The sequence below is a fragment of the Nonomuraea sp. B208 genome (genome assembly GCF_057536035.1).
The window spans coordinates 822,859-849,437 of the sequence record NZ_BAAJOU010000010.1 but is presented as its reverse complement, the minus strand read 5'-3'; the positions used below and the strand labels follow the sequence as shown (position 1 = coordinate 849,437).

27 protein-coding genes are annotated in these 26,579 nt (G+C 72.8%); 10 read left to right on the top strand and 17 right to left on the bottom strand.

From position 1 onward, the window contains the following. Positions 1 to 52: 52 nt before the first annotated feature. Positions 53 to 1,036: an NAD(P)-dependent oxidoreductase gene (locus AC27IY_RS09300; RefSeq protein ID WP_487177665.1), complete on the bottom strand. Its 984-nt coding sequence runs from the start codon at positions 1,034 to 1,036 to the stop codon at positions 53 to 55. Continuing rightward, a complete protein-coding gene (locus tag AC27IY_RS09295; protein WP_449957585.1) occupies positions 1,033 to 2,580 on the bottom strand; it encodes a serine/threonine-protein kinase in 1,548 nt (515 codons plus the stop codon). Before AC27IY_RS09295 ends, AC27IY_RS09300 begins: the two co-directional genes overlap by 4 nt. 119 nt (positions 2,581 to 2,699) lie before the next feature. Here AC27IY_RS09295 and AC27IY_RS09290 point away from each other — a divergent pair, with 119 nt between their 5' ends. Both AC27IY_RS09290 and AC27IY_RS09285 read left to right on the top strand, forming a co-directional pair. Further along, complete coding sequence (locus AC27IY_RS09290) at positions 2,700 to 3,821, top strand: CaiB/BaiF CoA transferase family protein (protein ID WP_423453013.1); 1,122 nt, start codon at positions 2,700 to 2,702, stop codon at positions 3,819 to 3,821. After that, a complete protein-coding gene (locus tag AC27IY_RS09285; RefSeq protein ID WP_487177664.1) occupies positions 3,818 to 4,972 on the top strand; it encodes a cytochrome P450 in 1,155 nt (384 codons plus the stop codon). The genes AC27IY_RS09290 and AC27IY_RS09285 overlap by 4 nt, the downstream gene beginning before the upstream one ends. Positions 4,973 to 4,991: 19 nt before the next feature. Here AC27IY_RS09285 and AC27IY_RS09280 read toward each other — a convergent pair whose 3' ends face one another. Beyond that, positions 4,992 to 5,444 (bottom strand): GyrI-like domain-containing protein, encoded by a 453-nt coding sequence (locus AC27IY_RS09280; RefSeq protein WP_423478113.1) that lies wholly within the window; start codon positions 5,442 to 5,444, stop codon positions 4,992 to 4,994. Between the two features lie 97 nt (positions 5,445 to 5,541). Here AC27IY_RS09280 and AC27IY_RS09275 point away from each other — a divergent pair, with 97 nt between their 5' ends. Continuing rightward, complete coding sequence (locus tag AC27IY_RS09275) at positions 5,542 to 6,981, top strand: GuaB1 family IMP dehydrogenase-related protein (protein ID WP_423453008.1); 1,440 nt, start codon at positions 5,542 to 5,544, stop codon at positions 6,979 to 6,981. A gap of 9 nt (positions 6,982 to 6,990) precedes the next feature. On the opposite strand, the gene AC27IY_RS09270 is transcribed toward AC27IY_RS09275, so the two are convergent. Next, positions 6,991 to 7,752: an SDR family NAD(P)-dependent oxidoreductase gene (locus tag AC27IY_RS09270; RefSeq protein WP_487177663.1), complete on the bottom strand. Its 762-nt coding sequence runs from the start codon at positions 7,750 to 7,752 to the stop codon at positions 6,991 to 6,993. 77 nt (positions 7,753 to 7,829) lie between these two features. Between AC27IY_RS09270 and AC27IY_RS09265 the strand changes: the two genes are divergently transcribed. From AC27IY_RS09265 to AC27IY_RS09255, 3 genes are all read left to right on the top strand, one after another. Next, positions 7,830 to 8,204: an FKBP-type peptidyl-prolyl cis-trans isomerase gene (locus AC27IY_RS09265; RefSeq protein ID WP_364463761.1), complete on the top strand. Its 375-nt coding sequence runs from the start codon at positions 7,830 to 7,832 to the stop codon at positions 8,202 to 8,204. A 164-nt stretch (positions 8,205 to 8,368) separates the two neighbouring features. Next, entirely contained in the window at positions 8,369 to 9,892 is a 1,524-nt protein-coding gene (locus AC27IY_RS09260) for an ATP-dependent DNA ligase (protein ID WP_344218791.1), read from the top strand. A 664-nt stretch (positions 9,893 to 10,556) separates the two neighbouring features. Then, positions 10,557 to 11,324, top strand: a complete 768-nt coding sequence (locus AC27IY_RS09255) for a septal ring lytic transglycosylase RlpA family protein (protein ID WP_487177661.1) — start codon at positions 10,557 to 10,559, stop codon at positions 11,322 to 11,324. A gap of 206 nt (positions 11,325 to 11,530) precedes the next feature. Here AC27IY_RS09255 and AC27IY_RS09250 read toward each other — a convergent pair whose 3' ends face one another. Further along, entirely contained in the window at positions 11,531 to 12,124 is a 594-nt protein-coding gene (locus tag AC27IY_RS09250) for a magnetosome magnetite crystal formation protein family (protein ID WP_487177660.1), read from the bottom strand. A gap of 162 nt (positions 12,125 to 12,286) precedes the next feature. Here AC27IY_RS09250 and AC27IY_RS09245 point away from each other — a divergent pair, with 162 nt between their 5' ends. Further along, positions 12,287 to 12,631, top strand: a complete 345-nt coding sequence (locus AC27IY_RS09245; protein WP_329592196.1) for a hypothetical protein — start codon at positions 12,287 to 12,289, stop codon at positions 12,629 to 12,631. A gap of 231 nt (positions 12,632 to 12,862) precedes the next feature. On the opposite strand, the gene AC27IY_RS09240 is transcribed toward AC27IY_RS09245, so the two are convergent. The 6 genes from AC27IY_RS09240 to AC27IY_RS09215 form a co-directional block, all read right to left on the bottom strand. Next, positions 12,863 to 13,984 carry a DUF4192 domain-containing protein gene (locus AC27IY_RS09240; protein WP_487177659.1) on the bottom strand — a complete coding sequence of 374 codons (1,122 nt, stop codon included), beginning with the start codon at positions 13,982 to 13,984 and terminating at the stop codon, positions 12,863 to 12,865. Between the two features lie 149 nt (positions 13,985 to 14,133). Then, the gene (locus AC27IY_RS09235; protein ID WP_423452998.1) at positions 14,134 to 14,895 is read right to left on the bottom strand and encodes an EI24 domain-containing protein; all 762 of its coding nucleotides are present in this window, start codon (positions 14,893 to 14,895) and stop codon (positions 14,134 to 14,136) included. Positions 14,896 to 14,905: 10 nt separating this feature from the next. Next, positions 14,906 to 15,487: a Maf family protein gene (locus tag AC27IY_RS09230; RefSeq protein ID WP_364463742.1), complete on the bottom strand. Its 582-nt coding sequence runs from the start codon at positions 15,485 to 15,487 to the stop codon at positions 14,906 to 14,908. A gap of 26 nt (positions 15,488 to 15,513) precedes the next feature. Further along, positions 15,514 to 16,101, bottom strand: coding sequence for a DUF937 domain-containing protein (locus AC27IY_RS09225; protein ID WP_423452995.1), 588 nt, complete (start codon positions 16,099 to 16,101; stop codon positions 15,514 to 15,516). Positions 16,102 to 16,198: 97 nt separating this feature from the next. Further along, the gene (ftsH, locus tag AC27IY_RS09220) at positions 16,199 to 18,121 is read right to left on the bottom strand and encodes an ATP-dependent zinc metalloprotease FtsH (RefSeq protein WP_344218777.1); all 1,923 of its coding nucleotides are present in this window, start codon (positions 18,119 to 18,121) and stop codon (positions 16,199 to 16,201) included. A gap of 37 nt (positions 18,122 to 18,158) precedes the next feature. After that, positions 18,159 to 19,046, bottom strand: a complete 888-nt coding sequence (locus AC27IY_RS09215) for a hypothetical protein (RefSeq protein ID WP_487177658.1) — start codon at positions 19,044 to 19,046, stop codon at positions 18,159 to 18,161. A gap of 101 nt (positions 19,047 to 19,147) precedes the next feature. Here AC27IY_RS09215 and AC27IY_RS09210 point away from each other — a divergent pair, with 101 nt between their 5' ends. Further along, positions 19,148 to 20,131: a DUF3616 domain-containing protein gene (locus tag AC27IY_RS09210; protein WP_423478101.1), complete on the top strand. Its 984-nt coding sequence runs from the start codon at positions 19,148 to 19,150 to the stop codon at positions 20,129 to 20,131. On the opposite strand, the gene AC27IY_RS09205 is transcribed toward AC27IY_RS09210, so the two are convergent. Next, a complete protein-coding gene (locus tag AC27IY_RS09205; RefSeq protein ID WP_344218771.1) occupies positions 20,121 to 20,780 on the bottom strand; it encodes a peptidyl-tRNA hydrolase in 660 nt (219 codons plus the stop codon). The genes AC27IY_RS09210 and AC27IY_RS09205 overlap by 11 nt on opposite strands. After that, the gene (locus AC27IY_RS09200; protein WP_487177657.1) at positions 20,777 to 22,063 is read right to left on the bottom strand and encodes an MFS transporter; all 1,287 of its coding nucleotides are present in this window, start codon (positions 22,061 to 22,063) and stop codon (positions 20,777 to 20,779) included. Before AC27IY_RS09200 ends, AC27IY_RS09205 begins: the two co-directional genes overlap by 4 nt. Before the next feature lie 71 nt (positions 22,064 to 22,134). Here AC27IY_RS09200 and AC27IY_RS09195 point away from each other — a divergent pair, with 71 nt between their 5' ends. Next, a complete protein-coding gene (locus AC27IY_RS09195) occupies positions 22,135 to 23,088 on the top strand; it encodes a GlxA family transcriptional regulator (RefSeq protein WP_487177656.1) in 954 nt (317 codons plus the stop codon). Between the two features lie 37 nt (positions 23,089 to 23,125). Beyond that, positions 23,126 to 23,953: an SAM-dependent methyltransferase gene (locus AC27IY_RS09190; protein ID WP_423452985.1), complete on the top strand. Its 828-nt coding sequence runs from the start codon at positions 23,126 to 23,128 to the stop codon at positions 23,951 to 23,953. A gap of 15 nt (positions 23,954 to 23,968) precedes the next feature. On the opposite strand, the gene AC27IY_RS09185 is transcribed toward AC27IY_RS09190, so the two are convergent. The 4 genes from AC27IY_RS09185 to AC27IY_RS09170 form a co-directional block, all read right to left on the bottom strand. After that, entirely contained in the window at positions 23,969 to 24,394 is a 426-nt protein-coding gene (locus AC27IY_RS09185) for a VOC family protein (RefSeq protein WP_344218763.1), read from the bottom strand. Between the two features lie 102 nt (positions 24,395 to 24,496). Next, positions 24,497 to 24,757 carry a hypothetical protein gene (locus tag AC27IY_RS09180; protein ID WP_329592168.1) on the bottom strand — a complete coding sequence of 87 codons (261 nt, stop codon included), beginning with the start codon at positions 24,755 to 24,757 and terminating at the stop codon, positions 24,497 to 24,499. A 39-nt stretch (positions 24,758 to 24,796) separates the two neighbouring features. Next, positions 24,797 to 25,228 carry a hemerythrin domain-containing protein gene (locus AC27IY_RS09175; RefSeq protein WP_423452982.1) on the bottom strand — a complete coding sequence of 144 codons (432 nt, stop codon included), beginning with the start codon at positions 25,226 to 25,228 and terminating at the stop codon, positions 24,797 to 24,799. Further along, positions 25,225 to 26,559 carry an MFS transporter gene (locus AC27IY_RS09170; protein ID WP_449957604.1) on the bottom strand — a complete coding sequence of 445 codons (1,335 nt, stop codon included), beginning with the start codon at positions 26,557 to 26,559 and terminating at the stop codon, positions 25,225 to 25,227. The genes AC27IY_RS09175 and AC27IY_RS09170 overlap by 4 nt, the downstream gene beginning before the upstream one ends. Positions 26,560 to 26,579: the final 20 nt, after the last annotated feature.

The following is a 26,579-nucleotide window of genomic DNA, read 5'->3' as shown; positions in this document are numbered from 1 at the left end:
AGACCGGGGTCGTTAAAGACACGAAAACTGTTTATCGTGCCAGGTACATCGGTTATCGGGTAGTCGTACCGAAAGACTTTCTGCGGACCGTGGGCGGCAGGTCGTTCACCACGCCGGTCAGTTCGCGGCCCTCGACGGCGGCGCGGAGGTTGTCCACGACGGCGGTCAGCAGCCGGCCGCTCGCCTCGGGGGTGACGCCCGCGACATGCGGGCTGAGCAGCACGTTCGGCAGCTCGCGCAGGGGGTCGCCGGGCGGCGGCGGCTCGGTCTCGAAGACGTCCAGCGCGGCCCCTGCCAGGTGGCCCGAGCGCAGCGCCCGCACCAGCGCGGCCTGGTCGACGACCTCGCCGCGGGCGGCGTTGACGAGCAGCGCGCCGGGCTTCATCAGGGCCGGGTCGACGAGGCGCGTGGTCTCCTCCGACAGCGCGATGACGACCACCACGACGTCGCTGCCCGCGAGGAGCGCGCCGAGGTCCTGGTAGGCGGGGTCCTCGCGGGGGGTGCGGGTCCAGAAGCGGACCTCGCAGCCGAGCGCGCGGAACAACTCGGCGCAGGCCACGCCGATCGGGCCGTAGCCGACGACGCCGACGCTCCGGCCGCGCAGCTCGTACGGCCGCAGACTCTGCTGCGGCCACTCCCCGGCCCGCACCGCGGCGTCGCCCGCGACGAGCCTGCGCGCCAGCGCCAGGGCGGCCGCGAGGCACCATTCGGAGACGGCGACGGCGCTGACGCCCGGCGTGTTCGCCAGCGGCACCCCGGCCGCCGTCAGCGCGGCGAGGTCGTGGCCGTCCACGCCGACCGAGGGCTGCTGGACGAAGGCCAGCCGGGGCGCGGCGGCGACCGCCGCGCCGTCGAGGACGAGTGTGCCCGTCCAGTCGCCGAGCACGATCTCGGCGTCCGGCAGCGCCGCGAGGAGCGCGTCACGCTCGCGGGCGGCGGGCACCCGCACGTCCACCCGGTCGCCGAGCGGGGCGAGCAGGCTGCGGATGAACGTCTCGGGAAGCGGCGGCAGGGCGAGCAGGGTCCAGGGGCTCATGCCCTCACCGTAAAGCTGTTGATCACCTGCCGCATCAGCCGCTGGCTGCGCGCCCACTGGCCCTCCGCGACGGTCCAGGACAGCACGTAGGCCGTGTCGCCGACGACCACGGCCCTGCGCAGCTCGCGGTAGCGGGCGCCGGGCGTGACCCAGGGCGCGCCGCCCTCGGCGCCCGCCGTGTAGGTGAGCTCCCACTCCAGCGCCCTGACGCCCTGGTGGTCGACCGTGCGGCGGCCCCGGGTGACGACGTCCTCGGCGCTCTGCCGCAGCTCGTCGCGGGTGGTGATCATCAGCTCGGCGGGGTCGGTGCTGCTGTAGACGGCCTGCACGCCGAAGTGGGCGTTGCGGTCGCGGCGCGTCCACTCCGTGTACGCCTCCCGCCGCGCCCCCCGCCAGCCGTAGGGCCGCAGGATCGTCCAGCCGTCGGGCGATCGCCAGGCCCGTACGAGCGGCGCCGCCGCCCGCGTGACGCTCGGCCTGGCCGAGGGGGTCGCGCTGGGCGTGGGCGTGGCCGAGGTCGGGACGGGGGTGAGCGGGGCGGTCGCGGCGGCCGGCGCGGTGCTGGCGCGCGGCGCGCCCTCGGCGGGCGTGGCGAACCTGAAGTAGCCGAACGTCCCCGCGCCGACCACCACGACGGCGACCGTGGCCGCCGCGAGCAGGGTCCGGCCCCGGCCGCCGCGCCCGCGCCTGGGCTCGTCGGCGTCGTCGTCGTAGGCGGGGCGGGAGGCGGCGGCGAGCTCGGTCAGCAGCCGGTCGGCCTCCTCGGCGCTCAGCCGCTGCTCGGGCTCCTTCTGCAGCAGGCCGCGGAGCACCGGGTGCATGGCGGGCGGGATGCGCCGGTAGTCGGGCTCCTCGTTGAGCAGCGCGTTGAGCGTGGCCATGGCCTCGCCCCGCTCGAACGGTGAGCGGCCGACCAGGCACGCGTACAGCGTCGCGCCGAGCGACCACAGGTCGGAGGCCGGTCCCGCGGCGTCGGCGCGTACCCGCTCGGGGGCGAGGAAGCTGGGCGAGCCGGTGACCATGCCGGTGCGGGTGAGCGAGGCGTCGCCCTCGACCGTGGCGATGCCGAAGTCGGTGAGCACCGCCCGGCCGTCCTCGGTCATGAGGATGTTGCTCGGCTTGACGTCCCGGTGGAGGATGCCGGCCTCGTGCGCGGCGCGCAGCGCCGACAGCACCTGGCGGCCGACGTCGGCGGCCTCGCGGATCGGCAGCGCGCCCGTGCTGAGCACGACCTGCTCGACCGTGGGGCAGCTCAGCAGCTCCATGACGATCCAGGGCCGGCCGCCCTCCTCGACGACGTCGTAGACGGCGACGACGCCGGGATGGTTGAGCTTGGCGGCGGTGCGGGCCTCGCGGACGGTACGCATGAGCTGACGTTCCCGGTCGCCGGCCGGCAGCCCGTCGGGCAGCACGACTTCCTTGATGGCCACCTGACGGTTCAGCAGCGTGTCCCGGCCTTCCCAGACCACGCCCATCCCCCCGCGGCCCAGCTCGCGCACTAACTCGTAGCGCCTGGCGATGAGCCGGTTGCTCTCCGATACCATGTCCGTCCCCTGTAGACCACCACGAACAGTGGGCAAGTTTCCCATACCTGATGGGGCACGCGAGGGAAGCTCGCGAAGGCTGCTTGCACCAGATGACCGAATGTTGTTCTACTGGGGGTATGACTGAAGGACGTCGCGGCCCGCTGGCCGGTGTGCGCGTGCTGGAGCTCGCCGGGCTGGCCCCGGGGCCTTTCGCCGGGATGATGCTGGCCGACCACGGGGCCGAGGTGCTGCGGGTGGACCGGGTCAAGGCGGTCTCGGACCGGCCGCGCACGGATGTGATGGACCGTGGCAAGCGCTCGATCGGGCTGGATCTGAAGTCGCCCGAGGGCGTGGCCGCGTTCAAGGAGCTGGCGCGGCACGCCGACGTGGTGATCGAGGTGTTCCGGCCGGGCGTCGCGGAGCGGCTCGGCATCGGCCCCGACGACCTGCACGCCGTCAACGAGCGGCTCATCTACGGCCGGATGACCGGCTGGGGCCAGGACGGGCCGCTGGCCTCCACGGCCGGCCACGACATCGACTACATCGCGATCTCCGGCGTGCTGTCGATGCTCGGCCGCGAGGGCGGCAAGCCCACCCCGCCGATCAACATCCTCGGCGACTTCGCCGGCGGCGGCCTCATGCTCGCCTACGGCGTGCTGCTGGCGCTGTTCGAACGGGAGCGCACCGGCAAGGGCCGGGTCATCGACGCGGCCATGGTGGACGGCGCGGCGGTCCTGTTCGCGATGTTCTACCAGGGCGTGCAGAGCGGCTTCTGGGGGCCGCGCGGCACGAACCTGCTCGACACCGGCGCCCCCCAGTACGACACGTACGAGACCGCCGACGGCGAGTACCTGGCGGTGGGCTCGCTGGAGCCGCAGTTCTGGAAGGCCATGGTCGAGCTCATGGGCCTGACCGACCTGCCCGACCGCGACGACCGGGCGCAGTGGCCGGCGCTGCGGGCCCGGCTCACCGAGGAGTTCAGGAAGCGGACCCGGGCCGAGTGGGAGAAGCTGTTCGACGGCTCGGACGCGTGCGTGTCGCCCGTGCTGTCCATGCCCGAGGCCGCCGCCCATCCGCACAACGTCGCCCGCGACTCCTTCACCGAGGTCGGCGGGCTCATCCAGCCCCGGCCCGCGCCGCGCCTGCTGGGCGTGCCCGAGCAGGACCTCTCCCCCGCCACCCGCCTGACGGACCTGTCCGACTGGGGCCTGTCGCAGGAGGAGGCGGACAAGCTACGCGGCCAAGGAGTCCTCGGGTGATCGTCGACCTGCTCGACGGCGAGTTATACGCCGGGGACCCCGCCCCGGTCTACGCCTGGCTGCGCGAGCACTCCCCCGTCCACCACGACGAGCCCAACGGCCTCTGGGGAGTCTCGCGGCACGCCGACGTCTCGGCCGTCGAGCGCGACCCCGGTCTGTGGACGAGCACCGGCGGCTACCGCCCGCAGCTCCCGTCCGAGCCGTCCATGATCGGCCTGGACGACCCCGAGCACGCGGCCCGCCGCCGCCTGATCTACCGCCGCTTCACCCCGCGCCACGTCCGCGACGCCTACGCGGACCGGGTGCGCGCGGTCGTCGCCGAGCAACTGGACCAGGCCCTGGAGGAGGGCACGGTGGACGCGGTGGACGCGCTCGCGGCCCCGCTGCCGGCCCGGATGATCGGCCGGCTGCTCGGCTTCCCCGACGAGGACTGGCCGCGGCTCAAGCACTGGTCGGAGACGACGATCGTGTCGGGCGGCGGCCTGCGGTACGTCACCCACGACGCCGTGGTGGCGGCCGCCGAGTACGCCCAGGCCGTCCTTGAGCTGGCCGCCGAGCGCCGCGAACGCCCGCGCGACGACCTGCTGTCGCTGTGGGCCGCGAGCCCCGACTACGACGACGAACGCCTGGCGAACGACGCGCTGCTGCTGCTCGACGGCGGCGCCGAGACCACCAGGACGGTGATCGCCACGGCGATCGACGCGCTGATCCGCCACCCCGACCAGTGGCGGCTGCTGCGCGCGGACCCCTCGCTGATGGAGGGGGCGGTCGAGGAGTTCATCCGGTGGACCACGCCGGTGCTCAACATGTGCCGGTCGGCCACCCGCGACACCGCCCTGCGCGGCACGCCGATCCCCCGGGGCGCGCAGGTGCTGCTGATGTACGGCTCCGCCAACCGCGACCCGGAGGTCTTCGACGCCCCGGACGCCTTCGACGTGACGAGGAAGCCCGGCGGGCACCTCGCCTTCGGACTCGGCGCGCACTTCTGCCTGGGAGCGGCGCTGGCCCGGCTGGAGCTGCGGATCTTCTTCGAGGAGTGGGTGGCGCGGGTGCGGGAGGCGGAGTGGGCCGACGAGCGCGGCCCGCGCATCCTGCCGAACGCCTTCGTCAGGGGCGTGACGTCGTTCCCGATCTCACTGCGCGCCTGGTGAGCGCGCCCGCGGTGGCGCGCTAGATCGCGAGGTAGAGGTCGACGCCGTCGGGGTGGTGCACCTCGACGTCCGTCGTGAAGGCGCGCGGCGGGACGCCGCCGGACTCGGTGTGCTTCCACACCCGCTGCCACGCCTCCACCAGCGCCTGGGGAAGCTGCCCCCGTGCCTCGACCAGCAGCGCCTGCCTGGCCGGCACGCGTACGGCCACCATGCCCTCGGGCAGCCGCGGCGCGGTGCGCACCCCGACGCCGACGATCTGGGTGTAGGCGCCGTTGTGGTCGCTCTCGTAGTCGGTCAAAACCGCGTAAAGGTTTTCGTCGATCCGCCCCGGCACGTGCGCGAAGACCCCCGGCGCGCCCGCGCGCTGCCACAGGGCGGGCAGTCTGGCGCGTGCCGGGTCCATCTCGTCGGCGTTGCTGGTGCGTACGACCCAGCCGACGACCGTCAGCTCGGCCCGCTCGGTGACGTTCACGGGACCCTCCCCCTCGCAAAAGTGTCCGGGCCGATCATAAGGCCCCCGCGAACGGGCAAACTCCAGGTGGAGCACATACGACATAAGATGGATGAACGTGAAATTTCTTAACGATGTCCAGCCTCGGCACGATCTGACCTACAGCGACGTGTTCATGGTCCCCTCGCGTTCCGCGATCGGATCACGGCTCGCGGTCGACCTGTCCACCGGCGACGGCACCGGCACCACCATCCCCCTCGTCGTGGCGAACATGACCGCGGTCGCCGGCCGCCGCATGGCCGAGACCGTGGCCAGGCGCGGCGGCATCGCCGTCATCCCGCAGGACATCCCCCTGGACGTCGTGGCGGACGTCGTCGCATGGGTGAAGGGCCGCGACCTCGTCCACGACACGCCGCTCACCCTCACCCCGCACGAGACCGTCGGCGAGGCGCTGCAACTGCTGCCCAAGCGGGCGCACGGCGCGGTCATCGTCGTGGACTGGGACAACCGGCCGGTCGGCGTCGTCACCGAGGCCGACTGCCAGGGCGTGGACATGTTCACGCAGCTCTCCAACGTCATGTCGAGCGAGCTGCTGACGCTGCCCGCCGGGCTCGACCCCCGGGAGGCGTTCGACCGGCTGCACGACGGCCGCCACCGCCTCGCGCCCATCGTGGACGGCGACGGCCGCCTGGTCGGCATCCTCACCCGCACCGGCGCCCTGCGCGCCACCCTCTACCAGCCCGCACTGGACGACGGGGGACGGCTGCGCGTCGCCGCCGCCGTCGGCGTCAACGGCGACGTGGCCGCCAAGGCCAAGGAGCTGCTGGAGGCCGGCATCGACTGCCTGGTCGTGGACACCGCGCACGGCCACCAGGAGAAGATGATCTCCGCGCTGCGTGCCGTGCGGGCCCTCGACCCCGGGGTGCCCGTCGCGGCGGGGAACGTGGTGACCGCCGACGGCGTACGCGACCTCGTCGAGGCCGGGGCCGACATCCTCAAGGTCGGCGTGGGGCCGGGCGCGATGTGCACCACCCGGATGATGACCGGCGTGGGGCGTCCCCAGTTCTCGGCCGTGCTGGAGTGCGCCGCCGAGGCCCGCCGGCTGGGCCGGCACGTGTGGGCGGACGGCGGCGTACGCCACCCGCGCGACGTGGCGCTCGCCCTCGCCGCCGGGGCGTCCAACGTGATGATCGGGTCGTGGTTCGCGGGGACGTACGAGTCGCCCGGCGACACCCGCGTGGACGCCGACGGCCGCAAGTACAAGGAGAACTTCGGCATGGCCTCGGCGCGCGCGGTGCGACTGCGGACGGCCGAGGACTCGGCGTTCGAGCGGGCCAGGAAGGCGCTGTTCGAGGAGGGCATCTCCACGTCCAGGATGTACCTGGACCCGAAGCGGCCCAGCGTGGAGGACCAGATCGACGCGATCGTGGCCGGGCTGCGGTCGGCGTGCACGTACGCCGGGGCCTCGACCCTGGAGGAGTTCCACGAGCGGGCCGTGGTGGGCCTGCAGAGCTCGTCCGGGTACGCGGAGGGCATGCCCCTGCACACGAGCTGGTGAGCGCGTGGGTCAGGTGCGGCGCCAGCCGCCGGCCGCGTGGATGCCGCCGTCCACGTGCACGGTCGTGCCCGTGACGAACCTGGCCAGGTCCCCCGCCAGGAACACGGCCGCCCCCGCCGCCTCCACAGGCTCGCCCAGCCGTCCGAGGGGCGGGAGGCGTACCGGCTCGTAGGGCAGGGCGCCGTCGGCCAGCATGCGCTCCCGTACGCCCTCCTCGCCCTCGGTGGGCAGGGCGTCGGGCGCGATGGCGTTGACCCGGACGCCGCGCGGCGCCAGCTCCAGCGCCAGCGACCGGGTCAGGCTCTCCACGGCCGCCTTCATGGCCGCGTACACGGCGAACCCCGGCGCCGCCTGGTGCGCCTCGCTCGACGTCACGTTGATGATCGACGAGCCCGGCCGCATCAGCGGCAGCAGCCTGCGGATCATGGCCGTGAGCTGCGTGAAGTTCTCCTCGATCAACGTGCGCTCGCCACGCGGCGACACGCTCTCGAACGGGGCGTGGAAGGTGCCGCCCGCGTTGTTGACCAGCACGTCCACCCGCCCCCAGCGCTCGCCCACCGCACGCGCGAACACCTCCGCCGCCACCGGGTCGCGCACGTCGAGCGTCATGGCCGGCTCCCCGAACGGCGGCTTGTCGCGATCGCAGACGGCCACGTGCGCGCCGAAGGCCGCGAAGGTCTCGGCGACGGCCAGCCCGATGCCTCGGGCTCCCCCGGTGACGACGGCCACGCGACCGGTGAGCAGGATCGCATCAGGACTCAGGGCGGCCATGAACGAGGACGATATCCCGAGCGCATAGAGTCGTCGGGTCCGAATCACACCATCAAGTCGCCGACAGGAGCACTTTCGTGGCACTCGAGAAGCCCGAGATCGACTTCCCCGAGGGCAACCCGCCTAAGGACCTTGAGATCGTCGACCTGGTCGAGGGCGACGGCCCCGAGGCCAAGCCTGGCCACAACGTCCGCGTCCACTACGTCGGCGTGGCCTTCTCCACCGGGGAGGAGTTCGACGCGTCCTGGAACCGGGGGGACGCCTTCGAGTTCCCGCTCGGCGGCGGGCGCGTCATCGCGGGCTGGGACCAGGGCGTCGCCGGCATGAAGGTCGGCGGACGGCGCAAGCTGGTCATCCCGCCGCACCTCGGCTACGGCAGCCGTGGCGCGGGCGCCGCCATCAAGCCGAACGAGACCCTCATCTTCGTCGTCGACCTGCTCGGCGTCAGGTAGGGGCTCCGCACGCCCACCGGCCGGCCCGTGACGGCCGGCTGGTGGGCGCCCGCGTCGCGCCCGTTCGGTGGGCGCCCGCGTCACGGCCGGCCGGTGGGCGCCCGTCTCACGGCCGCCTGGAGGGCCCGGTAGGGAATGTCGGCCGCGTGAGGCACGATAGGCGTGTGCTTCTGATCGACGTGGTCCGAGTTTCCGAGGCGGTGACGCGCACGTCCGCCAGGCTGGGCAAGATCGCACATCTGGCGGAGCTGCTGGGCCGGGTCGGCCCGGACGAGGCGGAGATCGCCATCTCCTACCTGTCGGGCGAGCTGCCCCAGCGCCAGGTAGGCGTCGGCTGGCGCACCCTGGAGGACATCCCGCAGCCCAAGCTCGTCGCCACCGCCACCCTGACCACGGTCGACGCGCTGCTGACCCGGATCAAGGCCGTGTCCGGCCCCGGCTCCCAGGCGGCCCGCAAGGCGCTGGTGAGCGAGCTGTTCGCCGGGCTGACCAGCCAGGAGCAGCAGTTCATGCGCCGCCTGCTCCACGGGGAGCTGCGGCAGGGCGCGCTCGACGGCGTCATGATCGAGGCGGTGGCCAAGGCGTCCGGCGCCCCGTCCGCCGACGTCCGGCGGGCGCTGACGCTGCGCGGCTGGCTGCCCGCCGTCGGCGCGGCAGCGCTGGGCGGCGGGGTGGAGGCGCTGCACGCCTTCCGCCTGGAGGTCGGCCGGCCGGTCTCCCCCATGCTGGCCGGCAGCGCGCCCAACGTCGCCGCCGCCCTGGACAAGGCGGGCGCGCCCGCTTCGCTGGAGTGGAAGCTGGACGGCATCCGGGTGCAGGCCCACCGGTCCGGCGAGGAGGTCCGCGTCTTCACCCGTACGCTCGACGACATCACCGCGCAGGTCCCCGAGCTGGTCGAGGCCGTGCTGAAGATGCCGTCGGACGACCTGGTGCTGGACGGCGAGGTGATCGCGCTGCGCCCCGACGGCCGCCCGCACCCGTTCCAGGTGACCGCCGCGCGGGTCTCCAGCAAGCTCAACGTCGAGCAGTTGCGCGAGCAGACGCCGCTCAGCGTGTTCTTCTTCGACGCGCTGCGCGCCGACGGCGACGATCTCCTCGACCTCCCCTACACCGAGCGCCAGGAGGCGCTGGCCCGGGCCGTGCCGCCGACCCTGCTGACGCCGCACCTGGTGACGGGCGACGTGGCGGAGGCCGAGCGGTTCTTCAAGGACGTGGTCAAGGCCGGGCACGAGGGCCTGGTGGTGAAGGCGCTGGGGTCGCCGTACGCGGCCGGGCGGCGCGGGGCGGGCTGGATCAAGGTCAAGCCGCGGCACACGCTCGACCTGGTGGTGCTGGCCGCCGAGTGGGGCCACGGCCGGCGCGAGGGCAAGCTGTCCAACCTGCACCTGGGGGCGCGCGACCCGGAGGGCGGGTTCGTGATGCTCGGCAAGACCTTCAAGGGCCTGACGGACGAGCTGCTGGCCTGGCAGACCGAGCGCTTCCTGGAGCTGGCCGAGGGACCGACGGACGACTGGACGGTACGGCTGCGCCCTGAGCTGGTCGTGGAGATCGCCTTCGACGGGGTGCAGCGCTCGCCGCGCTATCCGGGCGGGATGGCGCTGCGGTTCGCGCGGGTGCTGCGTTACCGGCCGGACAAGCGGGTGGAGGACGCCGACACGGTGGACACGGTCCGCTCTCTCATGCTCTGACCGCTTCCACCGGGGTCCCTGCCCCGCGCTCGCCCCCGCCGGTGACGAAACCCTCCAAGCGCCCCTGGCCCACCCTGCGAGGGTGGCCGGCTTCAGCCGCCAGGAGTGGCTTGTGAGCGAGGGATGCCAGGGGCAGCGGCGCATCCACGGAAGGGCCGCCCCAGCATCCACGCCCTCCTGACACCCGGTCCCGGCGGCGGGGGTTACTGGGAGTCCCGAACCTGCAGGTGGTTCCTGCGGGTGGTTCCTGGCTCCCGTGCCCAACGGACGAGCACTTCGAGGGTCTTTTCCTCGCCTTGCGGCTTTTCCCGTATGCCCGCAACTCAGCCCGGAGCTTTGCCTATCGGCCCTTTACCTCCGGGGCACAGCGCCTCCGTTCGCCCTGATCAAGCCCCTCTTGTGCGATCAAGCCGCACTGATCGACATTTCTGCGGGATTCGGAGATCAATAGCGCGAAGTTGACCTTTAATGCGATCTTGATACCAAAGTGAGATATGTCACTAGATTCCGCATTAAGTTGTCTTTACTAGCTGTTTGTCCCGTATGTTCGTCCTCACCGCGCGGCATCCCCCGCCGCGCCGACGGAAACGGCCGCCGTACGCCTCCACCCCCGCCCGGCCCGGTCTTTCCCTTCCCTATCCCCTAGCCAGGACCGTGGTTTATCTTGGGCCAGCATTCCCACAAGCCGTTCCTCACCGGCAGGCGCCGCTGGACCGCCGTCGCAGCGGGTGCCGCCGTCATCGCCACCGCCTCGGCCTCCGCGTACGCGGCAGTCGCCAACGACGACTCCGCCAAGCGCACCGCCACCGCCGCCAAGCCCCTCGCCGAGACCGGCACAGCCGTGGCGAAGACCCCGAACGAGGCGGGCCGCCAGTCGAGCCCGAAGCCCTTCTCCCCGACTCCGAAGCCGCCGGCCGCCGCGAACCCGAACCCCACGACCGCCGCCACCTCTCACCCGCAGGCCACGTCCCCCCGAACCCCCACCCCGCAGGCAACGAGGCGGGACGGTACGGGGTCGCAGGGCGCGGAGGCAGCGGGTGCCTCGCCCGCCACTGCGGCCCCGAGCGCGTCCAGCGGCAAGACCTCAGGGCCCGCCGCCCCCAAGTCGGCCAAGCCCGTCGCCAAGAAGCCCAAGGCGAAGGTCCTCTCCTCCGGCTCCTGTGGCGCCTCCTACTACGACGAGCCCCAGATGACCGCCAGCGGCGAGCGCTTCAACCCGTCCGCCATGACGGCCGCACACAAGACTCTCCCCCTGGGCAGCAAGGTCCGGGTGATCAACCCGAACAACGGCAGGTCGGTCACCGTTCGCATCAACGACCGCGGCCCGTACGTCGGCGGGCGTTGCCTCGACCTGTCGGCCGCCGCCTTCTCCGCCATCGGCAGCACGAACGCCGGCGTGATGCGCGTGAAGTACCAGGTCCTGGCCCGCTAACCCCCGTTGATTGCCGCAGCGAGCCCCCGCCCCGCGCGCGCCCCCCATTTCGTGCGAGTCGCAAGGGCCCTCACGAGGACGGCCGGCGAAGCAGCGCGCCCGCGCGGGGCACCTACGACCGCCCCCGCAGGTCGTATGAGCACGCGCCCGGATCGGCGCGTGACCTGCCGGCCCGGCCTCAGCGGCGTGAGTCTGCGGAGCTTCGGCTATTTGACCAGGCGGACCGTCAGCGGGTAGCGGTAGTTGCCCTCGGTAAGGGCGTTGACGCCGGCGACGATCGAGAGGACGAACGCCCCCACCCAGATCACGGGCAGCAGCACCACACCGATGATCGTGAACGGGAGCAGGATCGACGCCCCGACCACCGTCAGCCCGAAGTTGAGCGATTCCACGGCGTGCCGCCGGATGTACGGCGACGTCTTGCCTGCGGCGAGCAGCAGGATCAGCGGGCCGACGATCGGGAAGCCCAGCGCCAGGAGCAGGTGGCCGGCCGCGGCGCCGAGACGTTCGTTGCTCTCCACGGCCCCCGCCGGCCGCGTCGGGTAGGCGGGAGCAGGTCGCGGAGCGAGCCGTGGCACCGCCTGTGTGCCGTACAGCTCGGTCATGATGGGCATCAGGTCGCCGTGGGTGCGTGCCGTCATCGCCCGCTCAAGCCGGTCGTCGAATTCGAGCTTGTCGAACCGGCCCTCCGCGTACGCCGCCTTGACGTGCTCGACCACATGCTCGCGGTCCTGGTTGGTGACGCGCAGGTGAGCTGGCGGCACCTGTCCCGGCCCGGGGGTTGTCGGTACCCCAGCCATAGTCGCCATGCCTCTCCTTCACTGATCCGTGGTGTCTTTCCATACTGCGTCACCGGACGGGCGGCGGGCATCAGGAGAAACCCCGAGCTGTCCCCGAGATCACCCCCTGAAAAGATCTTTTTCTCCTACGCGCGAAAGCGCCAGACGATATAAAAAGGACCTATGAGATGGCGAGACCGGTATGGCCTTCGTCGATGGCGCGGCCCGAAGGTCGCGAAGTTCGACCGTGAGGCGACAGACGCCGACATCGAGGCGCTGATCGCATTCGCCCGTTCCCGGCGCGGCGTCGAGTTCTACGTCGAGCCGGAGACGTTCGCCACCGACACGACCGCCGTGGCCGTCGCCGACGACGGCGAGTGGACCAGGCGCCGGGTCGGGGCTCCCGCGGTGATTCACAAGGTCGCCCGTAATCTGGCGCTGCCGGTGTACGACGTCCAGCTCACTGGATATCCGCCCCGCATGAGGGCATTCAACGAACGCCGCCGCCGCGAAGAAGGCTCGCTCTAGTCTCGGTCAGTCGGTGTGGTTTCGGTCGGCAGTCGGCCGCGTGCTCGGGCGTCGGCTGATTCAAAGGATTCGGGATCTCATGAGGGCGGCACGGGCGGGGATCGGCGGCCCTTGTGTGAGGTGTGTTTTTCGGCGTGGGCTCGGGTGTTTCCCCGCTTGTTCTTCGCCGCCCTTCGTCACTGAGCCGCCGCTCGTCACCCGGCCGCCGCTCGTCGCTGGAGCGGAGAGGGCTCAGTCTCCTGGGATGGGTGTTTCGTCGTCCAGCAGGAGGCCCGACAAGGGCAGGAGCCAGCCCGCGTGGGCGGCGCCCATGGCGGTGTCGAGCTCGGCGGGGGTCGGCATGCGGTCGCGCAGGATCGCGGGTGAGAGCAGGTTCTGGACCGCGTGCATGAGCAGGTTGGCCATCGAGTAGCCCGGGTCGATCGCCAGGGCGCGTTCGAGGGCGACGGTGGCCAGGATGCTGTCGCCCGACCGCCAGGCCGCCATCGCCAGCAGGGACGCGGCCGGTGGTGCGAAGCGCGGCTCCAGGCGGCGGGTCAGGTCTTTCCACAGCGCGACATGGGAGTCCTGCATGAGTGTCCAGGCCTCGTCGCGGATCCGTACGAGCGCGAGGTCGAGGCCCAGCCTGGCGGCCTGCAGGTCGGTGAGCCGCCCGCCCTCCTCGTGGGTCGCCAGGGCTTTGCGTACGCGGGCCAGGCCCTCCGCCACGAAGCCTCGGGTGAAGGCGTCGAGGTTGGTGGCCGCCGCCAGCGCGGCCTTGACCTCGCCCGCCGCGTCGGACGTGGCGCGACGCATCGCCAGCCTGACCGGGCCGGTGACCGGGGCGAGGGTGCGTTCGAGGGTTTCGCGATCGGGGAGGGCGACCAGGCCGCGCACGGTGGCCTCGGCGGCGATGCGGCTGCTTCCGGGGTCGTACGGGGTGCCCTGGGCGGGGCAGCAGGACGGGAGGGTGCAGACGTAGGACCAGTAGCGGCCGGCGTGGGCGCGCAGTGCCTCCCCTACGCGGACGCCGGCCCGGGCCGCCACCCGTCTGGCCTCGTCCACGGCGGGGGTGACGGACTCCCCGGGGCCGTAGCCGATGGCGACCATCTCGGTCACCTTTTCCCGCTTGAACATGGTCTCCAGGGCGTCGAGGGTGCCCGGGGGCATGGGGAGGTCCCAGCGGACCACCATCACGGCCTTGCCGTGCTCCAAGCCCACCGCGACCAGGCTCTCGGAGGGGTGGAAGCCGACGAGATAGGGGACGGCGGCCAGGATGTCCGACGGGCTGGTGAGGGTGAGGAAGGGCGAGGGGGAAGCGGGGGTCGAAGGAGAGGTGAAGGGGGGCGGGGGCGGGGAGGTGTTGGTCGTCATGGACCGTTAGGGTGCCCGGAAGCGCGGGCCCGGAATGAGCCGAAGGCGATTCTGGGGATAAGCGTGCGGGCGACGTGCTGCCCTGTGGACAACGCCCGTACCGTACAAGTGGCGGCGCCCTGGACCGCAGGACCCACACCGGACCCCGGTCAGGGAGCGGTCGGTGGGTGGGGGGCCAGAGCGGTGGGGGCGATGTGGTGGCGGACCAGGAGGGCGGCGCCGGCTACGGCGGCGGGCATGGCGATCACCGCCACGAACGGCACCAGGAACAGGACGAACACCGCCACCCCGAACCCCAGCGTCACCCCCAGGTTCGCGCGCAGCAGCCGGAAGCGTTCCTTGCGTGCCACGCCCCGCCGCTCCAGCGCCAGCGTCGTGAGCTCGACGGTCAGGAAGAAGCCGGACACCGCCGCCCCCAGCACCGGCACCACGGTCTGCCCCAGCACCGGTACGAACCCCAGCGCGAACAGCGGCACGGTGAACAGCAGCACATAGAAGAGCGTCACCAGGCTGTCCCTGATCGAGCGCGGCAGGGTGCGCCACCACGGCTGCTCGATCTCGTTGTCCAGCGGGTCGGCCGCCGCCGACAGCCGCTCGTAGAACGGCTCGCCGATGGCGAGCGTGACCGCGGTGAACGTCACCACCGCCAGCGCCAGCCCGCCGGCGAACAGCACGATCCCGACCAGGGTGCGGAAGGCCCCCTGCCAGCTCCAGGAGTCGGCGAACGGGGTCAGGAACTCGGCCAGCTCGAACGCGTACGTGCCCAGGAAGATCAGCGCGACCACGTAGAGAGCGAACGCGATGAGCGCGGGGATCAGCCCGAACCCCCACCACCGGCCGTTCCTGGCCACCCAGCCGAACCCCTTGAGAAAGAAGCCGATACCGGCCGAGAAGTCACGCATTGATCGCATGACCGGCAGGCTAGCGCCAGAACGCCGTCACCGCGTAGCCGAGCTCGGCGAGCAGGTCGCGCAGCAGCGGCAGCGACAGGCCGAGCACGTTGCCGTGGTCGCCCTCGATGCCCTCGACGAACCAGCCGCCGCGCCCCTCGATGCTGAACGCCCCGGCCAGACCGAGCGGTTCGCCGGTGGCGGCGTAGGCGGCGATCTCCTCCTCGGACGGCTGCCCGAAGCGCACCACGGTGGTCGCCACCTCGGCGACCTGCCGGCCGGCGGCGACGTCGATGACGCAGTGGCCGGTCACGAGGCGGCCGGTGCGGCCGCGCATGAGCCGCCACCGCTCCACGACCTCCTCCTCGGAGGCCGGCTTGCCGTAGGGGCGGCCGTCGAGCTCCAGGATGGAGTCGCAGCCGATGACCACGCCCTGGTCGAGCCCGCCCGCGACGGCTTCGGCCTTGGCCCTCGCGAGCACGAGGCTGAGCGCGGCCGGGCTGTGCGCGGAGTAGGCGTCCTCGTCGACCCCGCTGACGATCACCTTGGGGTCGAGGCCGGCGTGGCGCAGCAGGGCCAGGCGGGCGGGAGAGGCGGAGGCCAGAACGATCACCGGACAAGCCTACCGGTCGTCACCGGTCACCAGTCGGGAAGGGATGTGCCGGGCAGTCCGCCGTAGATCCCTGGACGTCCCGGGCCCGGCCCGAAGATGTGGTCGAGCAGATCGTCGAGGAGCTCGCGGCGGGTGTCGGGCAGGGCGGCGCGCTCGCGTTCGAGCTCGTCGACCAGGGCGTCCGCGTCGAGGTCGCGGCCGTCCGCCCGGGTGGCCAGCAGGTACATCACCATGGGCGCGATCAGCGGCAGCAGCTTCATCATGGCGCCGGTGTCGACGCCGAACAGCCGCCCCAGCCCGGTCGCGGCCGCCTCGGTGCCCTGCCCGCCGAGCACGTGGCCGAGGATGCTGTGGCCGTCGCGGGTGAGCGAGGCCACGTCGCCGTCGAAGGGGTCGGCGTCGACGTGGTCCTCCAGCGCGCCACGCAGGGCGTCGGCCCCGTCGGGGTACTGCACGTTGCGGGCGAGGCCGCCGATGATGACGCCGGTGACGGCCTGGACGACGTCGCGGGCCTTGTCCTCGTCGGTGCCGAGCATGGCGGCCGTCTGCTCCAGGCCCGGCCGGCCGAGCTGTTCGAGCAGCTGCTGGTCGAGGAGTTCGTCGTACGGCGTCACGGCTCTCCTCCGATCCTCGGCGCTCGAAGGCTCCTGACGCTACAGGTTCCCGTGACGCCGAGGAGCAACGCCCGCTTTGTGCTAATTCTCGGGAAAGTCAGGAGGTGACGTCGGCCTTCGGCTGGCCCGCCAGACCGGCCGCGGCGTACGCGTCGGCCTCGTCCAGCGTCTCGTGCTCCAGCAGCGCCGCGACGATCGCGTCCAGCTTGTCGCGGTTGTCGGTGAGCACCTGGACCGCGCGCTCGTAGCACTGCTCCACGATGCGCCGCGCCTCCTCGTCGACGGTGGCGAGGGTGGCGGCGCTGGCCTGCGGCTGCGAGCCGTCGTTGGGCAGGATGGTGAGCGGGCCGACCTTCTCCGACATGCCCCAGCGGCCCACCATGCCCCGGGCGATCATGGTGACCTGTTCGAGGTCGTTCTCGGCGCCGGTGGTGATGACGCCGAAGACGACCTGCTCGGCCGCCATGCCGCCGAGCGCGCCGGTGATGCGGCCGCGGAGGTACTGCTCGTCGTAGGCGTAGCGGTCGGTGTCGGGGGTGGACAGCGTCACGCCGAGCGCGCGCCCGCGCGGGATGATCGAGATCTTCCTGACCGGGTCGGCGCCGGGCTGCAGCATGCCGAGCAGCGCGTGACCGGCCTCGTGGAAGGCGGTGCGGGTGCGCTCCTCCTCCGGCATCACGATGCTGCGGGCCGCGCCGAGCTGCAGCTTCTCCAGCGCGTCGGTGAAGTCGGACCTGGTGACCTTCTCCTTGCCGCGCTTGGCGGCGAGCAGCGCCGACTCGTTGACGAGGTTGGCCAGGTCGGCGCCGGTCATGCCGGGCGTGGTCTTGGCGAGCTGGTCGAGGCTGACCTCGGGGTCCAGCGGGACGCCACGGGTGTGCACGCCGAGGATCGCGGTGCGCCCGGCGGCGTCCGGCAGCCCCACCTGCACGGTCCGGTCGAACCGGCCGGGGCGCAGCAGCGCCGGGTCGAGGATCTCGGGACGGTTGGTGGCGCCGATGACGATGACGCCCTCGGCCCCGGAGAAGCCGTCCATCTCGGTAAGGATCTGGTTGAGCGTCTGCTCGCGCTCGTCGTGGCCGCCGATGCCGCCCGCGCCGCCCCTGGCCCGGCCGATGGCGTCGATCTCGTCGATGAACACGATCGACGGCGCCACCTTGCGCGCCTCCTCGAACAGGTCCCGTACGCGCGAGGCGCCCACGCCGACGATCATCTCGATGAACTCGGAGGCGGAGGCGGAGAAGTAGGGGACCTTGGCCTCGCCCGCGACGGCCCTGGCCAGCAGCGTCTTGCCGGTGCCGGGCGGGCCGGCGAGCAGCACGCCCTTGGGCAGCTTGGCGCCCAGCCTGCGGTATTTGCCCGGGTCCTTGAGGTAGTCAACGATCTCGACCAGCTCGTTCTCGACCTCGTCGATGCCGGCGACGTCGTCGAAGGTGACCCGCACCTGCCCGGCCTCGACCGGCTTGGCCGCCTTGGACTTGCCGAGCCCGCCGAGCCCGCCGCCGCCCATCATGCTGGCGCCGCGCCGCATGATCCAGATCCACAGGCCGGCCAGCAGCAGCACGGGCAGCAGCGACAGCAGCAGGTTGGAGAAGAAGCCGCGGGTGAGGGGCTTGGAGGTGATCTCGACCTGGCCGGTGCGGAGCTGCTGGTCGAGCTGGTCGGTGTTGGCGAAGGCGGGGATCTCGGTGGAGAACCGGGTGTACGTGGCGCCGCCGTCGGGGTTCTTCGCCGCGTTCCTCAGGTCGCCCTCGACCGACAGGCCCTGGGCGGAGATGTCCTTGACGTTCTTGGCGTCGACCTGGGCGGTGAACTCGGTGTAGGAGATGGTCTCTACGGATTCGTTGTCGACGAACGACGACACGACGAAGAAGCCCGCGTACACGACCAGCAGCGTGACGACGAACCGCCACCAGTTGATCTTGGGTCGGCCGCCGGGCGTGCCGGGCAGCCCCTCCGAGCGCCAGGGCGGCTTGCCCTTGCCCTTGCCTGGTGCCTGCGGCGATCCAGAGCGTTCCACGGCGTCTACTCCCCACATCGCCGCCACCATGATCCTTCTAGCCTAGAACACGCACCCCCGAGGCCACGCGGGCGATGTCGCTCCACTGCTTGCGCTGCGCGTCAGGCACTGTCACGAACGCCAAACCCGGCTTGGACATTCCCCCGTCCACCACGACCACCGCCGCGCGTGAGGAGCGCTTGCCGTACGAGACGCGGTAGACGAGCAGCCAGCCGCGCTTGACCGGCTGCGAGGCCAGCCAGGTGATGCGCGCGCCCTTGGGGTGGTGGTTGAGCGTCCAGCGGGCGGCGAGCAGCGCGGTGTCGCGCGGCGACTTCTGCTCCATGATCGGCAGCGGGCAGGTGACGAACATGCCCCGCACCGCGCCGCCGCGCGGCCGCGGCAGCACCTGCCTGGTGGTGAACGGCGCCGGCCCGTACGTCTTCCAGGGCTTCGGCAGCTTCGGCACGGCGAGGCCGCTCCGCCGATCCTTGGTCACCCGGCGGGAGGGGGCCGGGAGCCGCATGCGCTTGACCTTCGCGGTGAGCTTGGGGACGCGGGGGTCGGCGTACAGGGCCTCCATGGCGGTGTAGCCGGGGGCCAGGGACGTGCCGGGCGTCGGCGTGACCTGGGCGGCGGGCGCGGCCGGGGTCACGGTCTCCGACGGGGAAGCCGAGGACGACGCCGAGGACGACACCGACGCCGAAGCCGAGGGGGACGCCGGCGCGGAGGGGCCGGACGAGGGCTGCGCGGCCGGCGGCGCGGTTACCGGCCCCGCGACGACCTCGTCCGGCTCCGACGGGAGCACCACGACCACCGCCACGGCGGCCGCCGCGACGGCGGCGGCCACGGCGAGGCCCCGGTACACCACCCGCATGCGGATGTCACCGATGCGGGAGCGTTTGGGCGGAGAAATAAGGGTTCTGGCCTTGGTCGCGGTTCTCACACGGGAACCCTTGATCTCATCTTCCCCATCGAGCACGACGGGAGCGTACGACATATCCCGCCATTCCGTAGGTGATGCGACCGAAGTGCAATCATGGCGTCGTGCAACAGGTGGAGCTCCGCTTCGATCACGCCTCGCGGGCGTCCCAGACCCATACGAACCTCTCGGCGCTCCGCCAGAGCCCCCACGGCCTCTGGGTGGCCGGCGACGAGACCGCCTCCTTCGAGCACCTGGCCTGGACCGGCGACCATTTCGGCGACCAGCGCACGTTCCGCCTGGCGGACTACATCGACCTCCCCGCCGGCCCGGACGACGAGGCCGACATCGAGGGCATGGCGCGGGCCGGCGGGCACCTGTGGGTGGTCGGCTCGCACAGCCTGAAGCGCAAGCGGGTCAAGTCGAAGGACCCGGCCAAGGCCGCCGCCCGCCTGGCCACCCTGGTCAGGGAGGAGAACCGCTACATCCTCGCCCGGCTGCCGCTGCAGGGCGAGGAGCCCGGCGCGGGGGCGGTGCTGTCCGGGGAGCGCGGTCTCGCGGCGCACCTGCGCGACGACCCGCATCTCGGGCCGTTCCTGTCGATTCCCGGCAAGGACAACGGCCTCGACGTCGAGGGCATCGCCGTGGTGGGCGAGCGGGTCTACCTCGGGCTGCGCGGCCCGGTCCTGCGCGGCTGGGCGGTGGTGCTGGAGCTGCGGCTGGAGGAGACGGGACGGGGGCGGCTGCGGCTGCGCGAGCCGTACCGCAAGCACTTCCTCGACCTCGGCGGGCTCGGCGTGCGGGACCTGTGCCCGGACGGCGACCCCGACGGCGACCCTGACAGCGCGGGCCTGCTGCTGCTCACCGGACCGTCCATGGCGCTCGACGGCCCGGTGCACGTGCGGCGCTGGTGGCCGGGGCGGCGGTCGGGCGTGGTGCCCGCGGGCGAGCTGGAGGTCGTCATGGACCTGCCGTACGGGGCCGGCTGCGACCACCCTGAAGGACTGGCGCGGCTGGCCGACGGCCGGCTGATGGTCGTCTACGACAGCCCGTCGCCGGCCCGGATCACCGCGGCCGGCGGCGTGCTGGCCGACATCTTCACGATCTAGCGACCCGGCCCCGGAGCCAGGGCGCGTCGGCGACGAACGTGCACGAGCCCGGCTCGATCTCGGTGAACCCGGCGTCGCGGACGACCGGCAGCCCGGCCGCGACCATGGCGTCGAAGTCGTCCCGCGCCGGGGCGGTGCGGACCGAGACGGCGAGCCCCGCGGCCCGCCAGGCCGCGCGCCCGGCGGCGTCGCTGGCCCACCAGGCGAGCTGGGCCGCGTGCCCGGCCTGCGCCATGGCCTTGCCCGCGGTCATCTCCAGGCCGGGGTTGGCCCACAGCACCGGCGGGACGGCGGGCGGCGGCTCGTGGGCGTCGCTCAGCTCGGTGCCCCCGACCTGCAGCCGGGCGAGGTCGCGCGGCCAGTCGTCCAGCGGCACCGGCGGATGGACGCGGACCTCGGCCGTGCGGTGCTCGACCGTGCGGCCCGGCAGCGCGACGGCCCGCCGCCACTCGGCGCCGCGCGCCCTGCGCACGACCTTGCGGATCTTCCCGGTGGACTGCCACGCGTCCAGCTCGGCGGACCACTCCCCCGGGTCGTCGAGCAGGCCGAGCACCGCCATGGCGGCGGCCTCCAGCGCGTCGGTGCGTTCGGGGGGCGTGGCCCGCTCGATCCTGACGACCAGCGGCAGCACGTACAAATCTTCGTTCATCGGGTCCTAGCATGCCTGATCGCCAGGGACATGCCGGCGGCGAGGAGGCAGAGCGCGCCCGCCCCGTACCAGGCGAGGTCGTAGGCGCCGAGGTGGTCACGGGTGAGCCCGGCGGCGACGGCGGCGAACGCGGCCCCCACCTGGTGGGAGGCGAACACCCAGCCGAACACCACGGCCCCGTCCGCGCCGTAGACGCGGCGGCACAGCGCCACGGTGGGCGGCACGGTGGCCACCCAGTCCAGGCCGTAGAAGATGATGAAGATCAGCATGCTGGGCTCGGTCGTGGCCGCGAACAGGCTGGGCAGCACCATCAGCGACAGCCCGCGCAGCCCGTAGTAGAGGCCGAGCAGCACCTTCGGGTCGATCCTGTCGCTGAGCCAGCCCGAGGCGACGGTGCCGGCGATGTCGAAGATCCCGATGACGGCGAGCAGCCCGGCCGCGACGGGCTCGGCCATGCCGTGGTCGTGCGCGGCGGGGATGAAGTGGGTGCCGACCAGGCCGTTCGTGCTCGCGCCGCAGATCGCGAAGCCGCCCGCGAGCAGCCAGAACGGGCGCGTACGAGCCGCCCGGCCGAGCACGGCGAGCGCGCGGAACGCCGCGTTGCCGCCGCCCGGGGCGGGGCGCTCCTGGCCGGGCTCGGCGCCGAGCGCCGTCGTGCCGACGTCCTCGGGGCGGTCGCGCAGCAGCCACCACACGAACGGCACCACCGCCAGCGCCGACCCGGCGACCGCGAGCGAGGCCCAGCGCCAGCCGGGCCCCTCGGCGAGCTGGGCGAGGACGGGCAGGAAGATGAGCTGCCCGGTCGCCCCGGCCGCCGTGAGGATGCCGGTGACCAGCCCCCGGTGCCGGACGAACCAGCGGTCCACCACGGTCGCGGCGAACACCAGCGCCATCGAGCCCGTCCCGAGCCCGACGAAGATGCCCCAGAACAGCAGGAGGTGCCAGCTCGCGGTCATGAACACGGTCAGCCCGCTGCCCGCCGCGATCAGCAGCAGGGCCAGCGCGACCACGCGGCGCATGCCGAACCGGTCCATGAGCGCGGCGGCGAAGGGTGCCGTGAGGCCGTACAGGATCAGGTTGACCGACACCGCCAGCGATACGGTGCCGGTGGACCAGCCGAACTCCGCGCGCAGCGGCGTGATGAGCACGCCGGGCGTGGCGCGGAACCCGGCCGCGCCCAGGATCGCCACGAAGGCGACGGCCGCGACGTACCAGGCGCGGTGCGGGCCGCGGCGGGCCGGCCCGGCGACGGGGGCGCGGGCGGGGGTGGTGCTGGAGGTCATGCGGCAATCCTGGGGGTTCTGCCAGTACGGGGACGAGTGGCCGGAAAGCCAATATGTGCAAGAATCCGGCCATGCGCCGTCATCGTATCGCCGTGGTCGCGCTCAACCACTTCGCCCCTCTCGACTTCGGCATCCCCGGCCAGGTCTTCTGGGCCGCGGAGACCCCCGGCGGCGAGAAGCTGTACGAGGTGGTGACCTGCTCCGAGGGCCGCCGGCCGGTGCGCTGCTCGGCCGGCTACAGCGTCCAGCCCGACCACGACCTCGACGTGCTCGACACGGCCGACACCGTTCTCGTGCCCGGCATCCACGCGGGCCGGGTGCTCAAGGACGGCACGCTGTCGGCCGAGCTGCGCGCCGCCCTGCGCGACCGGCCGCGGGTGATGTCGATCTGCACGGGGGCGTTCGTGCTGGCCGCGGCCGGGCTCCTCGACGGCCGTCCGGCCACCACGCACTGGCGGGAGGCGCCTCGGTTCGCGGAGCTGTTCCCGCAGGTGAGGCTGGACCCCGACGTGCTGTTCGTGGACGACGGCGACGTGCTGACCTCGGCCGGCGTGGCCGCCGGCATGGACCTGTGCCTGCACGTCATCAGGCGTGACCACGGCAGCGAGGTGGCCAACCGCACCGCCCGCCGGTGCGTGATGCCGCCGTGGCGGGACGGCGGCCAGGCCCAGTACGTCGAGCGGCCGCTGCCGGACGAGACGGCCGGCGGCCTGGGCGAAACCCGGGAGTGGATGCTCGCCCACCTCGACCGCCCGCTCGACCTCAACGCCCTCGCCGGGCACGCCAGGATGAGCGTGCGCACCTTCACCCGGCGCTTCCGCGAGGAGACCGGGGTGAGCCCGGCCAGGTGGCTGGCCGCCCAGCGGGTGCAGCACGCCCGGCACCTGCTGGAGACCACCGACCTCGGGGTGGAGGAGGTGGCCAGGCGGGCCGGGTTCGGCACGGCGGTCTCGCTGCGCCAGCACCTGCACGCGGCGGTGGGGGTGGCGCCGCTGGCGTACCGGCACACGTTCCGGCGGGTGTGATCTTCCGCCGTGTCCGGCTTGGACCTAAAGTCGGGACATGACCGAGACGGACCGCGTGCCGGCCGGGATCGACCCCAGCGTGCCGAGCGTCGCCCGCATGTACGACTACTACCTCGGCGGCCGGGACAACTTCGCCGTGGACCGCGAGGCCGCCGAGCAGATGATCGAGCTCGGCCGGCGGCTCGGCAACGACGCCCGCGAGATCGCCCTCGCCAACCGCGCCTTCCTCGGGCGGGCGGTGCGCATGCTGGCCGAGGCGGGCGTGCGCCAGTTCCTGGACATCGGCGCCGGGCTGCCCACACAGGACAACGTCCACCAGGTCGCCCGGCGGCACGGGCCGGGCTCGCGGGTCGTGTACGTGGACAACGACCCGATCGTCCTCACCCACGCCCGCGCCCTGCTCGCCACGGACCCCGACGTCATCGTCGTGCGGGGCGACCTCAAGGACCCCGACGCGATCTTCGACGACCCGCGCGTGGCCGGGCACCTGGACCTGTCGCAGCCGTTCGCCGTCCTCATGGTCGCCGTGCTGCACTTCGTCCCCGACGACGCCGAGGCCGGGCGCATCACGGCGCGGGTGCGGGAGCGGCTGCGGCCCGGCGGGCATCTCGTGCTGTCGCACCTGTACGCGGGCGACGCCGGCGAGGACGCCGTACAGGCCGGGCGCCAGGTCTACGCGAACACGCCCTCCGGCGGCCTCGCGCGGCGTGACCACGGCCAGATCGCCGCCTTCTTCGACGGGCTGGAGCTGGTCGGGCCCGGCGTGGTGCCGGTCGCCGACTGGACGCCGGACGGCGCGCCCGGCGGGGAGCACGACTACGTGCGGTCCGGCATCCTGGCCGGCGTCGGCCGCGTCCCCGCCTGACCTTCGCCGCGGGGGTCAGGACGGCACGTACGGGCTGACGACGTCCACCACCCAGGTGACGCCGAAGCGATCCTTCAGCATGCCGTAGAGCGTCGCCCACGCGGCGGGCTCGAACGGCCGCAGCACGCTCGCCCCGACGGCGAGCTTCTCCCAGTACGCGGTCACCTCGTCGGCGTCCTGGCCGCGCAGCGAGAGGAAGAACGCGTTCTGGCCCTGGTCCCACGGCTGGCCCGACGGCACGTCGTAGGCCATCACGCGGAACCCGTTGGGCGCGCTCACCTGGCCCCACATGACCTGGTCGGCCTCGGCGGGGTCCTGGACGTTCCCGGCGTCCTTGTAGGTGACGGCGACCACGTCGCCGCCGAACACGGACTGGTAGAAGGCGAGCGCCTCGCGGGCGTCACCACGGAAGTTGAGGTGGGTCACGGCGTCGACGGACATGATCGCTCCTTGCGGACGGTGGTCGTCGAGCGGGCAAGGCAAGCGGCCCGCTCGACGACCACCGTGCCAGCCGAAGCGGCCAGGTTGTGTCCTCTTCTCACCTCACAGCAACGCGTCCGCCACCGGAACGGTGCTGTAGTCCTCGCCCGTGACCGGGCGGATGTCCTCCCAGGGCACCCAGCGCGCCTGCCCCTCGTGCGCGACGCCGTCGTCCGCCGGCCGCGCCCGCGGCGGCCACAGCAGGAAACCCCATCGTTCGCCCGCGGCGTCGTCGCCCCAGGCGAGCAGATAGCGCGCCGCGCCGGCGCGAAGAACGATCGGCGGCCGCCAGAGCTCGGGAAGGTCCTTCGGCGTGAGATCCATTCCTCCATTATACGAACGCCAGTTCGAAATGGCCAGCGATCAGACGCCGTCAGGAAGCGCGGTCATCCGGTTGAGCACGGGAACCAGGTGCTCCTCCTCGTAGTCCAGGTGGGCCTCCAGCTCGCGGGTCAGCCGCTCCACCTCGTCCGCGACGCCCTCCCCCGCCCCTTCCTCGTCCAGCAGCCGCCGGACGCGCTCCAGGAGCCGGGCCACCACCCGGTGCTCGGCGCCGAGCCGGCGCAGGACCTCCGCCAGATCGGGATGCCCGGCGGCCAGGTGCGGGAACAACGTGGCGTCCTCACCCTCGTGATGGGCGTGCAGGGCGTCGCAGAACGCCAGGCAGTGCGTACGCAACTCGCCCCCGCCCGGCCCGCGCAGCCCGGCGCGCAGGGCGGCGAGATCGCGGCGGAAGCCGTCGTGCAGCTTGATCAGCTCGTCACCCCAGGCGACGAGCCGCCGGTCCCCGGTCATGCGATGCGCACCCTTCCGTGTACGGCGGCGAAGAGAGCCGCGACCAGCGCCGCCCCCGCGGCGAGGGTGAAGGCCCAGCCGGGACCGCCAGCGGCCAGGACCACCGCGCCCACCGCTCCGGCCAGGCTGCTGCCGAGCACCCTCACCAGCGCGTTGACGCCTCCGGCCGCAGCGGTCCTGGCGGGTTCGACGTGCTGGACGGCCATGGTGCCGAGCGCCGCGTAACCGAGTCCGACGCCGAGGCCGAGCACGGCCGTGGCGGCGTACAGCCCCGGTCCGCCGCCGCGCAGCACGGCGAGCCAGGCGGCGGCGAGCGTCACCAGCGCCGAGCCGCCCGCGACCAGCGTGGCGGGGGCGAAGCGGCGCATCAGCGGGCCGGCCAGCACGGAGACCGCGAGCATCAGCACCGTCGTCGGCAGCAGGTACAGCCCCACCTGGAGCACGGACGCGCCGAGCGTGCCCTGCGCGTACGCCGACACCGTGGTGATCGCGGCGAACAGCGCGAACCCGATCAGGAACGACGCCACCGTGGCCCCCACGGTGCTCCGGTGCAGCAGCATCGGGATCTCGATCAGCGGGGACGGCGCCCGGCGCGCGGCGGCCACCCAGCAGGCCGCCACCGCCACGGCGGCGGCCAGCAGCGCCAGGGTGACCGGCGACGTCCAGCCCCACTCGGCGCCCTTGCTGAGCGCGAGCAGGAGGCAGACGAGCCAGCCCGAGACGAGCACCGCCCCGGTGAGGTCCAGCCGCTCCCCCGGCCGCCCCCGCGTCCGCAGCCCCTCCCGCACGGTGGCCGCGACCAGGAAGAATGCCAGCGCCGCCAGCCCGGCGAGCAGCCAGAACACGGTCCGCCTGTCCCCGTCGACCAGTCCCGCGACGATCACGCCGCCGCCGCTGCCGACGCCGATGGTGGCGCTCAGCACCCCGATGGCCGACGGCAGCCGCTCGGCGGGCAGCGCCTGCCTGACCAGGCCGATGGCGAGCGGGAGCAGCGGCGCGGCCAGCCCTTGCAGCACGCGTCCCGCGATCATGGGCGCGAGCGTGTCCGACACGGCGCTGAGCACCGATCCGGCCACCAGCAGCGCGAGGGTGACCAGGGACATCATCCGCCGCCCGTACAGGTCGCCGAGGCGGGACAGCACCGGGATGGCGACCGCGCCGGACAGGAGCCCGGCGGTGAGCGTCCAGGAGACGGAGGCGGGCGAGGCGGCGAGCTCGCGCGCCAGCCGGGGCAGCAGCGGCACGACCACGGTCATCTGCAGCGTGCCGACGGCGACGCCGTACGCGAGCGCCCCCACGGCCGCCCGGCTCGCGAAGGAGTTTTTATACATGTATAGAAAGTAACATGACA

Coding starts and splice junctions, on each gene's coding strand:
- AC27IY_RS09270 (WP_487177663.1), bottom strand. CDS start 7,752: ATGGCCGCCCTGAGTCCTGATGCGATCCTGCTCACCGGTCGCGTGGCC.
- AC27IY_RS09185 (WP_344218763.1), bottom strand. CDS start 24,394: ATGTCCGTCGACGCCGTGACCCACCTCAACTTCCGTGGTGACGCCCGC.
- AC27IY_RS09245 (WP_329592196.1), top strand. CDS start 12,287: ATGAGATGGCGAGACCGGTATGGCCTTCGTCGATGGCGCGGCCCGAAG.
- AC27IY_RS09175 (WP_423452982.1), bottom strand. CDS start 25,228: ATGACCGGGGACCGGCGGCTCGTCGCCTGGGGTGACGAGCTGATCAAG.
- AC27IY_RS09180 (WP_329592168.1), bottom strand. CDS start 24,757: ATGGATCTCACGCCGAAGGACCTTCCCGAGCTCTGGCGGCCGCCGATC.
- AC27IY_RS09240 (WP_487177659.1), bottom strand. CDS start 13,984: ATGACGACCAACACCTCCCCGCCCCCGCCCCCCTTCACCTCTCCTTCG.
- AC27IY_RS09195 (WP_487177656.1), top strand. CDS start 22,135: ATGCGCCGTCATCGTATCGCCGTGGTCGCGCTCAACCACTTCGCCCCT.
- AC27IY_RS09190 (WP_423452985.1), top strand. CDS start 23,126: ATGACCGAGACGGACCGCGTGCCGGCCGGGATCGACCCCAGCGTGCCG.
- AC27IY_RS09300 (WP_487177665.1), bottom strand. CDS start 1,036: ATGAGCCCCTGGACCCTGCTCGCCCTGCCGCCGCTTCCCGAGACGTTC.
- AC27IY_RS09250 (WP_487177660.1), bottom strand. CDS start 12,124: ATGGCTGGGGTACCGACAACCCCCGGGCCGGGACAGGTGCCGCCAGCT.
- AC27IY_RS09235 (WP_423452998.1), bottom strand. CDS start 14,895: ATGCGATCAATGCGTGACTTCTCGGCCGGTATCGGCTTCTTTCTCAAG.
- AC27IY_RS09295 (WP_449957585.1), bottom strand. CDS start 2,580: ATGGTATCGGAGAGCAACCGGCTCATCGCCAGGCGCTACGAGTTAGTG.
- AC27IY_RS09205 (WP_344218771.1), bottom strand. CDS start 20,780: ATGAACGAAGATTTGTACGTGCTGCCGCTGGTCGTCAGGATCGAGCGG.
- AC27IY_RS09170 (WP_449957604.1), bottom strand. CDS start 26,559: ATGTATAAAAACTCCTTCGCGAGCCGGGCGGCCGTGGGGGCGCTCGCG.
- AC27IY_RS09290 (WP_423453013.1), top strand. CDS start 2,700: ATGACTGAAGGACGTCGCGGCCCGCTGGCCGGTGTGCGCGTGCTGGAG.
- AC27IY_RS09200 (WP_487177657.1), bottom strand. CDS start 22,063: ATGACCTCCAGCACCACCCCCGCCCGCGCCCCCGTCGCCGGGCCGGCC.